Here is a 13637-nt window from a genome sequence, read left to right as displayed (position 1 = left end):
GCTAGACCGGCGTGTCGGGGCTGAACTTCGGCGCACGCTTGCCGAGGAAGGCATCGATGCCCTCCATGCCCTCGGGGCCGGCGAAGCCGATGAACTCGAGCGCCAGCGAAGCATCGAAGATGGGTGCCGCCTGGCGCAGCCAGTGGTTCAGCGTCTGCTTGGTCCAGCGCACCGCGGCCGGCGCGCTCTCGGCCAGGCGCGAGGCCACCTCGACCGCCTTGCCCTCCACCTCCTCGTCGGCCAGCGCCATCGAGATCAGGTTCATCCGCTCGGCCTCCTCCCCGGTGAAGGTCTCCGCCGTCATCAGGTAGTACTTGGCCTTGGCCATGCCGCACAGGAGCGGCCAGATGATCGCCGCGTGGTCGCCGGCCGCGACGCCGATCTTCAGGTGGCCGTCGGAGAACTTCGCGTCGCGCGAGGCGATCGACACGTCCGCAAGAATCAGCAGCGCCAGCCCGGCGCCGACCGCCCAGCCGCGCGCCGCGCCGACGATGGGCTTGCGGCAATTGATCATCCCCAGCACCAGGTCGCGCGATTCCTTCATCGCCTGCATGCGCAGCGCGTAGTCCTCGCACACCTTGCGCTCGTGGTGCAGGTCGCCGCCGGCGGAGAAGGTCTTGCCGCTGCCGGTGACGATCACTGCCGAGACGCTGTCGTCCGCATCGACGTCGGCCCAGATCTGCGAGGCCTCGCGGTGCATCGCGGCGTCCATCGCGCCCATCTTGAGCGGCGAATCCAGCGTCACGCGCAGCACGCGCGGGTGGGGCCGGTCGAACTTCAGGCGCGTGTAGCGCGCATAGCGGCTGTCGGTCTCCAAGCGAGGTCTCCTTCGATTCGATTTCAGTGGTACGGGCGGGTTTCCGAGGGGGCCGTCGTGTTGACGGCGCATCGACTCGGCATTTATATTATCGAACATCGTTCAACAATGGAAGCGCAAATTTCTTGCGTTCAAGGTGCCAAATGGACACAGTCGGTCTCGGTTTCTGCTTCGAGGATCTGCCGTTGGGGCGGCAGTTCAAGACCGTGGGGCGCACGGTCACCGAGGCCGACATCGTGGGCTTCATCGACAAGATCGGGATGACCGAGGTGCTGTTCACCAATCTCGACTTCCTGCGCAACGTCGCCGGCTTCGAGGGGCGCCTGGCGCCCGGCTCGATGGTGTTCTGCTTCGCCGAGGGGCTGCTCGCGCAGGCCACGATGCAGGGCACCGGCCTCGCCTTCCTCGGCATGCAGCTCGACATCAAGGGGCCGACCTTCGCCGGCGACACGATCCACGTCGAATGCGAGGTGATCGAGGCGCGCCGCTCCGAGAGCCGGCCCGGCCGCGGCCTGGTGCGCACGCGCAACCGCGTGGTGAAGGCAGACGGCACGGTGGTGATGGAGTACACGCCCTTGCGCATGCTCAAGGCCCGCTCGGAGGTGCGCACGTGAAAGCGCCGGTGCTGCCGGCCGAGGTGCAGGCCAGCGTGCAGGCCGATCCGGCCCCGGCCGGCGAGCCCTTGCACGCCAGGCTGCCCACCAGCGCCGGGCCGCTGACCGGCGTGCGCGTGATCGACCTGACGGTCAACGTGCTCGGCCCGGTCGCGACGATGATCCTCGGCGACATGGGCGCCGACGTCATCAAGATCGAGACGCCCGACGGCGACCCGAACCGCCAGAACGGCCCCTCGCGCAACCCCAACATGGCCGCGATGCACCTGAACATGAACCGCAACAAGCGCAGCGTGACGCTGAACCTGAAGCGGCCCGAGGCCCGCGAGGCCCTGCTGCGCATGGTCGACAGCGCGGACGTGTTCATCCACAGCATGCGTCCGGCGGCGGCGAAGCGCCTGGGCGTCGCCTACGAGGACATCGCCGCGCGCAACCCGCGCATCGTCTATGGCTACGGCTGTGGCTACATGCCCGGCGGCCCGCGCGAGAACGATCCGGCCTTCGACGACGTGGTGCAGGGCGAGGCCGGCATCGCCGACCTGATGCTGCGCTCGGTCGGCCAGGCGCGCTACCTGCCCACCGTGATCGTCGACAAGTTCTGCGGCTACATGCTGGCCTCGGGCGTCGCGATGGCGCTGTACGCACGCGAGCGTTCAGGCCTCGGCCAGATGGTGCGCGTGCCGATGCTGGAAACCATCGTCGCCTTCAACCTGCAGGAGCATCTGTACGGCGGCGCCTTCGACCCGCCGATGGGCGCCGGCGTCGGCTACGTGCGCCTGCTCTCCGAGCATCGCCGCCCCTACGAGACGAGCGACGGCCACATCTGCGTGCTGGCCGTGAACGACGAGCAGTGGAAGCGGCTGCTGCCGACGCTCGGCCGCCCCGAGCTGCTGACCGACCCCGTCTTCGCGACGCACGAAGGGCGCATGAAGAACATCGACCGCGTCTACGGCATGGTCTCGGACCAGATGAAGACCCGGCCCACCGCGCAGTGGCACGAGCTGCTCGACGCGATCGACGTGCCGAACGGGCCGGTCGCGCGCTTCGAGGACATGCTCTCGGACCCCTACCTGAACGAGATCGGCTTCTTCCACCGCTACCGGCATCCGACCGAGGGCCCGATGGTGACGACCGCCGTGCCGACCCAGTTCTCCGGCACCCCCGGCGGCATCCACCTGCCGCCGCCGCAGCTCGGCGAGCACAACGACGAGGTGCTCGGCTGGTTTGGCTACGGTGCCGAAGACATCGCCAACATCACGCGCTGACGCCATGGCCTACGAACAGATCCTGTACGAGGTGCGCGACGCGATCGCCACCCTCACGCTGAACCGGCCCGAAGCCCTGAACGCCTGGACCGACGTGATGGCCGAGGAGGTCTGGCAGGCGATGCATGCGGCCGGGAGCGACGACGCGGTGCGCGTGATCGTGCTGACCGGCGCCGGCCGCGCCTTCTGCGCCGGCGGCGACGTCACCGGGTTCAAGTCGGCCGGCGACGACAGCGCCTTCCCGCGCTCGCTGCTGCACAAGCTGCCGCGCGCCTACGACTTCAGCCGCCGTCCGGACTACCAGAGCCGCGCCGCCTACTTCCCCGGGATCGGCAAGCCGGTCATCGCGATGCTCAACGGCGCCACCGCCGGCCTGGGTCTGGTGCATGCGCTCTATGCCGACATGCGCTTCGCGGCCGACGATGCAGTGCTGACCACCGCCTTCGCGCGCCTCGGCCTGGCATCCGAATACGGCATGGCCTGGGCCCTGCGCAACGCCGTCGGCCACGCCAACGCGCTCGACCTGCTGCTGTCGGCGCGCAAGGTGCGCGGCGAGGAAGCGCTGCGCCTCGGGCTCGTGAACCGCATCCACCCGCGCGAGGAACTCGCCGAAGCGACCTATGCGTATGCACGGGAGCTGGCCGAGTCGTGCTCCCCGCTGTCGCTGCGGATGATCAAGCGTCAGCTCTGGGAGCTGCCCTTCCAGACCCTGCACGAAGCGCTGATCGCCGACAGCGCCGACATGATGCAGACCAACCTCAGCGAGGACTTCGAGGAAGGCAAGCTCGCATTCAAGGAAAAGCGCAAGCCGCGCTTCAAGGGACGATGAATCTCCACGAATCGCCTGAAGACGCAGCCTTCCGTGCGGAGGTGCGGGACTTCGTCGCCGCCCAGTTGCCCGAGGACATCCGCCGGAAGGTGCTGGGCTTCCTGCGCGTGCCGCGCGAGGACTACGTGCGCTGGCAGCGCATCCTCGCGGCCCGCGGCTGGGGCGCGCCCGGCTGGCCGGTCGAGCATGGCGGCTGCGGCTGGAACGCCGTGCAGCGCAACATCTTCGACGAGGAATGCTTCACCGCCGGCGCGCCGCGCCAGATGCCCTTCGGCCTCGCGATGATCGGGCCGGTGCTGATGAAGTTCGGCAGCGACGCGCAGAAGGCGCGCTTCCTGCCGCGCATCGTGGCGATGGAGGACTGGTGGTGCCAGGGCTATTCGGAGCCGGGCGCCGGCTCCGACCTCGCCTCGCTGAAGACCCGTGCCGAGCGCGACGGCGAGCACTACGTGGTGAACGGCCAGAAGACCTGGACCTCCTTCGCGCAATGGGCCAACTGGATGTTCGCGCTGGTGCGCACCTCGGCCGACGCGAAGCCGCAGCGCGGCATCTCGCTGCTGCTGATCCCGATGGACACGCCCGGCATCACGGTGCGCCCGATCCGCACGCTCGACGGCGGCCACGACGTGAACGAAGTCTTCCTCGACGGCGTGCGCGTGCCGGTGGAGAACCGCGTCGGTGCCGAGAACGAGGGTTGGTCGATCGCGAAGTATTTGCTCGGCCACGAGCGCACCGCCATCGCGGGGCTCGGCATGTGCAAGCGGCTGCTGCGCCGGCTGAAGGAGCTGGCGCGCACGCAGGCCCGGCACGGCCGGCCGCTGATCGAGGACCCGCGCTTTCGCGACAAGCTCGCCAGGATCGAGATCGACGTGCTGGCGCACGAATGGGCGCTGGCGCGGCTCATCTCGCTCGAACGCGCCGGCCTCGGCCTGGGGGCGGAGCCGTCGATGCTGAAGGTGCGCGGCTCGGAGATCCAGGGCGAGCTCGGCGAGCTGCTGATGGAATGCGCCGGTCCCTACGCGGTGCCGCTGGTCGAAGCCGCGCTCGAATTCGGCTACGACGGGCCGACGCCGGCCGGCACGCAGCTCAATGCCCTCGCCGGCCAGTACCTCGACCTGCGCAAGGTCGCGATCTACGGCGGCACCAACGAGATCCAGCGCGGGCTGATCGGCAAATCCCTCATCCCGCTCTAGCCCCACCATGGACTTCACGCTGAACGAAGAGCAGCAGATGCTCGCCGACACGATGGCGCGCTTCGTGCAGAACGAGTATGAATTCGAGGCACGCCGCAAGCGCCTGGCCGAAGGCCCGAGCGCTGCGCTGGCGCGGCAGATGGCCGAGCTCGGCCTGTTCGCGCTGAACGTGCCCGAGGCGCACGGCGGCATCGGCGCCGGCGCGGTCGAGACCCTGATCGTGATGGAAGGCCTGGGCCGCGGCCTCGTGATCGAGCCCTACGTCGCCAGCGCGGTGATCGCGCCGCGCCTGCTCGCCGCCTTCGGCAGCGAAGCGCAGAAGGATCGCTTCCTCGGGCCGATCGCCGAGGGCCGGCTGCGCTTCGCGCTCGCCGCGCTGGAGCCGCAGGCGCGCTACGACCTGGAGAACGTGAACACACGCGCGGTGCGCCGCGACGGCGGGTGGCGGCTCGACGGCGCCAAGGCCGTGGTGCCGCATGGCGACAGCGCCGACTGGCTGATCGTCACCGCCGACACGGGCCACGGCGTGGCGTTGATGCTGGTCGACGCCCGGTCGCCCGGCGTCGCGGTCGACGGCTACCCGACCCTCGACGGCCAGCGCGCCGCCGAGATCTGCTTCGAAGGCGTCGGCGTGGACGACGCCTGTGTGATCGGCACGCCCGGCCAGGGCCTGGAGCTGGCCGACTGGGCGACCGACCAGGGCCTGGCCGCCTTCGCCGCCGAGGCCGTCGGCGCGATGGCGAAGCTCACCGAGCTGAGTTGCGAGCACCTCTCGACGCGCAAGCAGTTCGGCGTGCCGATCGGCAGCTTCCAGGCGCTGCAGCATCGCGCCGCGGACATGCGCATCGCCGTCGAGCAGGCGCGCGCGCTGGCGTTGATGGCCGCGGCGCACGTCGAGTCGACGGACCGCGCCCTGCGCCGCCGCGCCGCCTCGGCGGCGAAGGCGATGGCCGGACGTTCCGGGCGCTACGTCGGCCAGCAGGCCACGCAGCTCCATGGCGGCATGGGGATGACCGACGAGCTGGCCTCAGGCCACTATTTCAAACGACTGACTGCGATCGACATGACCTGGGGCAACTCGGAACACCACGTCGAACGCTATGGAGAACTGCTGTGACTGAAACCGCCATCACCGAACGCCACCCCGAGGGCCGCATCGTCGTGGAGCGGCGCGGGCCGATCCTGCTGATGGGCGTGGACCGCGTCGAGAAGCGCAACGGCTTCACGCCGCGCATGTTCCGCGAGCTCGGCGAGGCCTTCACCCTGCTGGAAAACGCGCCGGATCTGTTCGTCGGCCTGCTGTATGCCAAGGGCGATCATTTCAGCGGCGGCGTCGACCTGCCGCTGATGGCCGAGTACCGCAAGGCCGGCTCGCCCTACGTGCCGCTGAACCTGGTCGACCCGGGCCAGCTGCGCGAGCCCTATCGCACGAAGCCGGTGGTCGCCGCGATGCAGGGCATCTGCTACACCATCGCGATCGAGCTGATGCTGGCGGCCGACGTCGTGTTCGCCGCCGACAACTGCCGCTTCTCGCAGCTCGAGGTGAAGCGCGGCATCATGCCCGGCTACGGCGGCTCCTTCCGCTTCATCGAACGCGCCGGCTGGGGCAATGCGATGAAGTGGCTCTTGACCGGCGACGAGTTCGACAGCGCCGAGGCGCTGCGGCTCGGCCTGGTGCAGGAGGTCGTGCCCGCTGGCGAGCAGTTCGAGCGCGCCCTCGCCTACGCGCAGCGCGTGGCCGAGCAGGCGCCGCTGGCGGTGCAGGGCACGATCGAGAACGCGCGCCTGGCGCTCGGGCAGGGCTGGATGCACGCGGCGACGCATGCCACCGCGAAGAACACCTTCCTGTATGGCACCGAGGATGCCGCCGAGGGCCGCAAGTCCTTCGCCGAGAAGCGCACGGCCAAGTTCGTCGGCAGGTGAAGGCCATGTTTCGCCAAGACCTGCTCGCGGGCAAGAAGATCCTCGTCACCGGCGGCGGCACCGGGCTCGGCAAGAGCATCGGGCGGCGCTATCTCGAACTCGGTGCGCACCTGGTGATCTGCGGCCGGCGGCTTGCCGTGCTCGACGCCACCGCCGACGACTTCCGCGCCGAGCTGCCCGGTGCGCGCATCGACACGCTCACCTGCGACGTGCGCGACGCCGAGCAGGTCGAGGCCATGATGGAGCGCCTCTGGCAGGCCGGCCCGCTCGACGTGCTGGTCAACAACGCCGCGGCCAATTTCATCGCGCGCACCGACAAGCTCTCGGCACGCGCCGTCGACGCGGTGTTGAACATCGTGCTGCACGGCAGCTTCTACTGTGCGATCGCCGCGGGCCGGCGGTGGATCGAGGCTGGCCGGCCGGGCAACGTGATCAGCACCGTGTCGGCGCCGGTGATCACCGGCCAGGCCTTCACCGCACCGTCGGCGGCGGCCAAGGCCGGCGTGCTCGCGATGACGCGCAGCCTCGCGGTCGAATGGGGCCCCAAGGGCATCCGCCTGAACTGCGTGGCGCCGGGGCTGTTCCCGACGCCGGGTGCCTGGGAGCAGCTCTTTCCGCCCGGCAGCCAGGTCGAGGCGCAGGAGCGCGGCGTGCCGCTGCGGCGCCTCGGCGAGCACCGCGAACTGTGCGACCTGTATGCCTACCTCGCGGCCGACGGCTCGGGCTACATGACCGGCGACCTGATCGTCATGGACGGCGGGCGCTGGATGCAGGGCGCCGGTGGCCCGACCTTCCGCGCGATGCAGGACTGGAACGATGCGCAATGGGACGCGATGCGCAAGAAATGAAACCTGGCCAGAAAAAGGAAACACCATGTCTGACTCCACCCTCGCCGCCGGCCCGCTGAGCCTGGCCGGCAAGACCGCCGTCGTCACCGGTGCCGGCAGCGGCATCGGCCAGGCGATCGCCGAGCTGTTCGCGCGCGCCGGCGCCAAGGTCGTCGCGGCCGACATCCACGCCGACGGCGCCGAGACCACCGCCGCGGGCATCCGCGCGAGCGGCGGCCAGGCCATCGCGGCAACGGCCGACGTGTCGCAGGACACGCAGGTCGTGGCCATGCTCGACCGTGCGATCGCGGAGTTCGGCAGCCTCGACGTGCTGGTCAACAACGCGGGGATCTTTCCGAAGAAGCCCTTCCTCGAGGTCGACGCCGCGTTCTGGGACAAGCTGCACGCGGTGAACCTGCGCGGCACCTTCCTGTGCCTGCGCGAGGCGATCCGGCGCATGCAGGCGCAGGGGAACGGCGGCGCGATCGTCAACATCTCGTCGGTGTCCTCGATGCAGGCGGTGGTCTATCACAACGCCACCTACAACGCGTCGAAGGCTGGCGTGAACAGCCTGACCAAGACCACCGCGCTGGAGTTCGCCGCCGACGGCATCCGCGTGAATGCCGTGCTGCCCGGCGGTACGCTGACGCCCGGGGCCAAGGCTGCCAGTACCGATGGCGTCGACATGAAAGGGCCGATCATGGGGCCGGGGCGCATCCCGCTCGGCAAGATGGGCGATCCGGAAGACATCGCGATGGCGGCGCTGTTCTTTGCGAGCCCGGCTTCGCGGCTGATCACCGGGCAGCTGCTGGCGGTGGATGGGGGCTTTCAGGTGAGTTAGAACGTCCCCGGGCGCCTTCCGGTAGCCTATCGAGGCGGGCGGCATGTCGAATATATTGCACATCCGTCCCCGTCGCTTGCACAATGGCGGCATGTCCACCCTTCACGAAATCGGGAACGCGGTCCGCGCACGCAGGACCGAAATGGGGCTTACCCAGGAGACCCTCGCGCAAGTGAGCGGGCTTTCGCGCTCCACCATCAACGCCGTGGAGAAGCAGTCGATCGGCAACCTCAGCATCTCGAAGGCGGAGGCCCTCCTGGAGTCCATCGGCCTGTCGATGAAGGTTGCGACAAGCGGGATGGCGCGCGCGCCCTCCCCCAAGAAGGCTCCGCCGAGCAGGTCGGCGCTGGAGCGCGCGGCTTCAACGGCCAGCGTGAGTTACCAGCCCGTCATGTCGGCAAGGCAGCTCGAGGCGGCACTCCTCACCGGCATCGCACCGCGCCCGGTTCGGCCCCATCTGCAGGTCCTGCTCGACGAAGCGCCCATGTCGCTGCTCGCGAAAGTGGTGGACGAGCTTCACGCCGACAAAGGGGTCGAGCGTTCGCATGTCTGGAGCCAGATGCGTCGCCTGGCACATGAACTGCAGTGCTTCAGGACGGTGTGGCAATGACGGCCGTCGATTTCACTCGCGCGGGCCCGTGGCGCCAGCTTTGGCCGCACGCCCTGGACCTGATGACGCACCTGGAGCGGGTCACCGTCGCACCGCCGTGGACCTTCGGCGGCGGTACCGCACTCATGCTTCGCTTCGATCACCGGTTCAGCAAGGATATCGACCTGTTCGTCCCGGACCCGCAGTACCTTGGTTATGTGAATCCGCGCTTCGGCGGGCCTGCCGAGGACCTCACGGCTGACTACGAGGAGAACGCCCAGTTCATCAAGCTGCAGCTCCCGGCAGGGGAGATCGATGTTGTGGTCGGCACGCCGCTGATGGTGCCGCACTTCGAGCTCGTCGACTATGAAGGACGTCCGATTCGCGTCGAGACCTCGGCCGAGATCCTCGCAAAGAAGATGTGGCATCGCGGCGACCTGGCCAAGGTCCGTGATCTTTTCGACCTTTGCGCCGTGGCCACGTTCGAGCCAGCGGCCATCGATGCAGCTCTTCCGCACATGGGACGGCACGCGGCCTTGTTTCTCCAACGATTGGACGCCAGGGCAGATGCCGCAGAGCTCGAGTTCGAGCTGATCGAAGCCCGCTCGTTTCGCAAGTCCTTCTGGGAATGCCTCGCACTTGCGCATGCGATCCTCGAGCCACTTGTGCCTGTCGAAGAAGAGGTCGCTCCCGGCAAGGGCCGCCCACGGTAGGCGGGTCGGGTGTGTGCGTTGTGTGCACCTCGAAGGTCCGATGTCCTCAGTCCACCGCTGCATCGACCGCGCCTCCCCTACGCCATCAAAGCCTGCCCGTCCGCATCCGCCGCCCGCGTCGGCCGCCGCGGCAGCACCCATGCGACCAGCCCGCACAGCACACACACAGCCGTAATGGCAGCCATCGTCCATAGATAGGCATCGGCGCTCGGATAAACCGCCTCCGGCTGCGTGCCGCTGCGCACCACCGCCAGCGCCAGCAGCACGCTGGCGGCCTGCGTGCCGATCGCGGTGCCGAGGGTGCGCACCACCTGCGCCAGGCCGACGAACTCGCTGGTGCGCTCGACGGGCACCACCTCCACCAGCAGGTTCGGCACCGCCGACATCAGCATCGCCCCGCCCAGCGAGGCCAGCATCACCCACCCCACCAGCATCCAGGCGCTCGAGTGCAGCGCGGTCAGGCCGAGCCAGCCGGCGACGATCATGAGGGTGGCGAGCCGCGCCGCACTGCGGGCGCCATGCCGCGCCGCGAGGTGGCCGCCCCACGGCGCGCCGAACAGGCCCATGAAGTTGGACGGGAGCTTCAGCAGGCCGGCCATCGTCGCGCTCAGGCCCAGGCCGATGCCGGTCCACGACGGCTGCTGCGCGAGCGCCATCAGCACCAGCATGGTCTGCGAGGTGCCGAGGCCGAAGAGAAACATCAGGCCGATCGGCAGACCGACCTTGCGGGTCGCGATGCGGCGCACGTCGATCATCGGCTGCGCGTGCCGCCACTCGTGGCGCCACCACACGGCCAGCAACAGCACGCCGCCGGCCAGCGCAGCGAGCGTCGCGGCGTCGCCCAGCCCATGCGCCTTCAGCCGCGATACGGCCCACAGCAGCGCGGCCACCGCCGGCGCGTAGAGCATGCCGCCGATCCAGTCGACCCGCGCGCCGGCGGCGGTGGCGGCCGAGGCCGGCACCCAGCGCGCGACCAGCAGCATCGCCACGACGCCGTGCACCGCGCCGAACCAGAACATGGTGCGCCAGCCGGCATGGTCGACCAGCAGCCCGCCGAGCAGCAGCCCGGCGCCGGCGCTGAAGGTGGCCATCGCGGTGAGCCAGCCGACGGCCACCGGCACCCGCTCGGCCCGCAAGCGCTCGCGCACGATGCCGATGGCCAGTGGCAGCAAGGCCGCCGACATGCCCTGCAGGGCACGGCCGCAGATCAGGCCCGGCAGCTCGCTCGACAGCGCGCTGATCAGCGACCCGGTCGCCGAGCAAGCCAGCATCGCGAGCACCAGGCGCTTGCGCCCGAACAGGTCGCCCAGCCGCGACGACAGGCCCGCCGAGACCGAGCCGACCAGCAGATAGGCGGTGATGAGCCAGCCCACGCCGGCCGGATCGCCGAAGTCGCGCATCAGCGTCGGCAGGGCCGCGTAGATCATGCTGACTTCGAAGGAGCTGATGATCTCCGCGAACACCAGCGCGACGACGATCGAATGGCCGCGGCCTGCGCCTGGCAGCGCCCCCGGGTGGTTCATTGGAAAACCTTCGTGCTTAGGACTGCGATGCAAGCCCCCTTCGGAGCGGCCGGCCGGAGGCTCACGTTGCGTGCGCCGCAGCTGCCGTCGGCGCCGCGTTCGCGCCGCGCTGCTTCACATCGCGCAGCAGGAAGTGCGACAGCGCCGGGATCAGCACCAGCGCGCCGATCATGTTCCACAGGAACATGAAGGTCAGCAGGATGCCCATGTCGGCCTGGAACTTGATCGGCGACCAGGCCCAGGTCACGACGCCGGCGGCCATCGTCACGCCGATCAGCGCGACGACCTTGCCGGTGAATTCAAGCGAGTGCTTGTACGCATCGCGCAAGCTGCCGCCGCGGCGCTGCACCGCGAGCTGCACCGACAGCAGGTACAGCGCATAGTCGACGCCGACGCCCACGCCGAGCGCGATGACGGGCAAGGTCGCAACCTTCACGCCGATGCCCATCACGACCATGATCGCCTCGCAAAGAATCGACGTGATCAACAGCGGCACCAGCGCCACCACCACCGCGCGCCACGAGCGGAAGGTAATGAAGCACAGCAGCGTCACCGCGATGTAGAGCACCACGTGCATGATGTAGAAGGACTTGCGCACCACGATGTTGGTCACCGCCTCGATGCCGGCCGGGCCGGCCGCGGGCAGGAACTCGACCCCGGGCCGGCTGTGCGTCGCGGCGAAGCCCTCCACGGACTTCAGCACGCGATCGAGCGTGTCGGCGCGGTGGTCGCTCAGGTAGGCCGTGACCGCGAACAGCGAGCAGTTCGGATTCATCGCGTCCGGGTTGTCCTGGATCACGCGGTTGGCCGCTGGGCCGAGGATGCGCGGGTCGCGCGCCAGCGTGTTCCACTTGAAGTAGCCCTCGCTCGAGGCGGCGACCCCGCGCTTGGTCTGCTCGGCGAAGGAGGTCACGGCCTTCACGCCCTGCACATGCTCGAGCTCCCAGCCGAGGCGGTCGGCTTCGACCAGGCCTTCGTAGCGGTCGCAGGCGCTCTTCGGCGTCTTCACGATGACGGCGAACTGGTCGCTCGACAGGCCGTAGTGGCGCGCGATGTAGGCGTTGTCGAGGTTGTAGCGCGAGTCGCGGCGCAGCTCGGGCGCACCTTCGTCGAGGTCGCCGATCTTCAGGCCCGTGCGCAGGCTGAAAGCGCCGGCGCCGAGCAGCGCCGCCGCCGCGATGGCAACCAGGGCCCAGCGCCGCTCGGTCAACCGCTCCAGCGCGCCCCACACGCGGCCCATTGCGGAGCGCCCGGCGTGCTCGGCCGCGTCGGCATTCAGCGAGCGCTGCGCGGCCTTGGGGCTGACGCCGGTGTACGACAGCAGCACGGGGATCAGCACCAGCTTCGTGAAGATCAGCCCGGTGACGCCGATGCTGGTCATCACCGCCAGGTCGCGGATCACCGGGATGTCGATGATGATCAGCACCATGAAGCCGACCACGTTGGTCAGGAGCGCCGTCAATCCGGCCAGGAACAGCCGCCGGAAGGTGTAGCGCGCGGCGACGTACTTGTGCGTGCCGCGGCCGACGTCCTGCATGATGCCGTTCATCTTCTGCGCGCCGTGCGACAGGCCGATCGCGAACAGCAGGAAGGGCACCAGGATCGAATAGGGATCGAGCTCGTAGCCGAGGATCTGCAGCAGCCCCATCAGCCACATCACGCCGAGCACCGCGGTGACGACCAGCACGACGGTGCTGCGCAGGCAGCGGGTGTAGAGGAACACGAACAGCGCCGCAATCGCGACCGAGATCGCGAAGTAGGAGATCACCGTTGTGAGGCCTTCGATCAGGTCGCCGACGAGCTTGCCGAAGCCGACGATGTAGACGCGGAACTTGCCGGTGCTCTTGGCGCGCACCTGTTCCTCGAGGGCGCGCGACAGCTTCAGGTAGTCGATCGGCTCGCCGCTGTCGGCATAGCGGTCGAGCAGCGGCACGACGATCATCGAGGAGCGCTGGTCGTCGCTGATGATGCGGCCGGCGGCGCCGGAGCGCGCGATGTTGGCCTTCAGCTCCTCGAGCTTGACCGGCGAACCGTCGAAGCGCTCGGGCATCACCGGGCCGCCGCGCATGCCCTCCTCGGTCACCTCGCCCCATCGCAGCACCGGCGTCCACAGGGACTTGAGCCAGGGCCGGTCGACGCCCGGCATGATGTAGAGCGCATCGTTGACCGACGCGAGGAACTTCAGGTACTCGGCGTCGTAGATGTCGCCCTGCGTGTTCTCGACCACCACCCGCAGCTGGTTGCCCAGCCCGCGCAGCTCGGTCTTGTTGTCGAGGTAGTTCTGGATGTACGGGTGCGAGCGCGGGATCATGCGCTCGAAGTTGGCGTTGATCTTCAGCTGCATCGAATGCCAGCCGAGGAAGATCGACACCAGCGCGAAGGCGACGAGGATCACCCGGCGGTGGTTGAAGATGAGCCGTTCGATCGCATTGCCGGAGCGCGGGTCGAAGCGGGCGGGATCCGGGATGACCTCGAAGGTCTCGTCGCTGCCGATGTTCATCGC

The 13637-nt window shown here is 69.0% G+C and carries 13 protein-coding genes; 10 read left to right on the top strand and 3 right to left on the bottom strand.

What is annotated here, in order from left to right; genetic code table 11:
- Position 1 precedes the first annotated feature (1 nt).
- Entirely contained in the window at positions 2 to 817 is an 816-nt protein-coding gene (locus tag GXN78_RS38545) for an enoyl-CoA hydratase/isomerase family protein (RefSeq protein WP_239143079.1), read from the bottom strand.
- Positions 818 to 960: 143 nt separating this feature from the next.
- Between GXN78_RS38545 and GXN78_RS38540 the strand changes: the two genes are divergently transcribed.
- The 10 genes from GXN78_RS38540 to GXN78_RS38495 all read left to right on the top strand — a co-directional run bounded on the left by GXN78_RS38540 (position 961) and on the right by GXN78_RS38495 (position 9611).
- Entirely contained in the window at positions 961 to 1431 is a 471-nt protein-coding gene (locus GXN78_RS38540; protein WP_106556912.1) for a MaoC family dehydratase N-terminal domain-containing protein, read from the top strand.
- Positions 1428 to 2696, top strand: a complete 1269-nt coding sequence (locus GXN78_RS38535; protein ID WP_239143078.1) for a CoA transferase — start codon at positions 1428 to 1430, stop codon at positions 2694 to 2696. Before GXN78_RS38540 ends, GXN78_RS38535 begins: the two co-directional genes overlap by 4 nt.
- 4 nt (positions 2697 to 2700) lie before the next feature.
- Entirely contained in the window at positions 2701 to 3525 is an 825-nt protein-coding gene (locus tag GXN78_RS38530) for an enoyl-CoA hydratase (protein ID WP_106556911.1), read from the top strand.
- Positions 3522 to 4718 carry an acyl-CoA dehydrogenase family protein gene (locus GXN78_RS38525; protein WP_106556910.1) on the top strand — a complete coding sequence of 399 codons (1197 nt, stop codon included), beginning with the start codon at positions 3522 to 3524 and terminating at the stop codon, positions 4716 to 4718. The genes GXN78_RS38530 and GXN78_RS38525 overlap by 4 nt, the downstream gene beginning before the upstream one ends.
- Positions 4719 to 4725: 7 nt before the next feature.
- Positions 4726 to 5835, top strand: coding sequence for an acyl-CoA dehydrogenase family protein (locus GXN78_RS38520; protein WP_106556909.1), 1110 nt, complete (start codon positions 4726 to 4728; stop codon positions 5833 to 5835).
- 11 nt (positions 5836 to 5846) lie between these two features.
- Complete coding sequence (locus GXN78_RS38515; protein WP_106556979.1) at positions 5847 to 6641, top strand: crotonase/enoyl-CoA hydratase family protein; 795 nt, start codon at positions 5847 to 5849, stop codon at positions 6639 to 6641.
- 5 nt (positions 6642 to 6646) lie between these two features.
- Positions 6647 to 7489, top strand: coding sequence for an SDR family oxidoreductase (locus tag GXN78_RS38510; RefSeq protein WP_106556978.1), 843 nt, complete (start codon positions 6647 to 6649; stop codon positions 7487 to 7489).
- Positions 7490 to 7514: 25 nt separating this feature from the next.
- Entirely contained in the window at positions 7515 to 8309 is a 795-nt protein-coding gene (locus GXN78_RS38505) for an SDR family NAD(P)-dependent oxidoreductase (protein WP_219910071.1), read from the top strand.
- Positions 8310 to 8400: 91 nt separating this feature from the next.
- Positions 8401 to 8919, top strand: coding sequence for a helix-turn-helix domain-containing protein (locus GXN78_RS38500; protein WP_164256315.1), 519 nt, complete (start codon positions 8401 to 8403; stop codon positions 8917 to 8919).
- Positions 8916 to 9611, top strand: coding sequence for a nucleotidyl transferase AbiEii/AbiGii toxin family protein (locus GXN78_RS38495; protein WP_106556906.1), 696 nt, complete (start codon positions 8916 to 8918; stop codon positions 9609 to 9611). Before GXN78_RS38500 ends, GXN78_RS38495 begins: the two co-directional genes overlap by 4 nt.
- A 77-nt stretch (positions 9612 to 9688) precedes the next feature.
- On the opposite strand, the gene GXN78_RS38490 is transcribed toward GXN78_RS38495, so the two are convergent.
- Both GXN78_RS38490 and GXN78_RS38485 read right to left on the bottom strand, forming a co-directional pair.
- Positions 9689 to 11134 carry an MFS transporter gene (locus tag GXN78_RS38490; protein WP_106556905.1) on the bottom strand — a complete coding sequence of 482 codons (1446 nt, stop codon included), beginning with the start codon at positions 11132 to 11134 and terminating at the stop codon, positions 9689 to 9691.
- Between the two features lie 61 nt (positions 11135 to 11195).
- Positions 11196 to 13634 carry an MMPL family transporter gene (locus GXN78_RS38485; RefSeq protein WP_106556904.1) on the bottom strand — a complete coding sequence of 813 codons (2439 nt, stop codon included), beginning with the start codon at positions 13632 to 13634 and terminating at the stop codon, positions 11196 to 11198.
- Positions 13635 to 13637 lie beyond the last annotated feature (3 nt).

The sequence above is a fragment of the Variovorax sp. WS11 genome, assembly GCF_010499245.1.
Taxonomy (GTDB): Bacteria; Pseudomonadota; Gammaproteobacteria; order Burkholderiales; family Burkholderiaceae_C; genus Variovorax.
The sequence above is the reverse complement of the archived record's forward strand: the minus strand, read 5'-3'. Positions and strand labels throughout refer to the sequence as shown.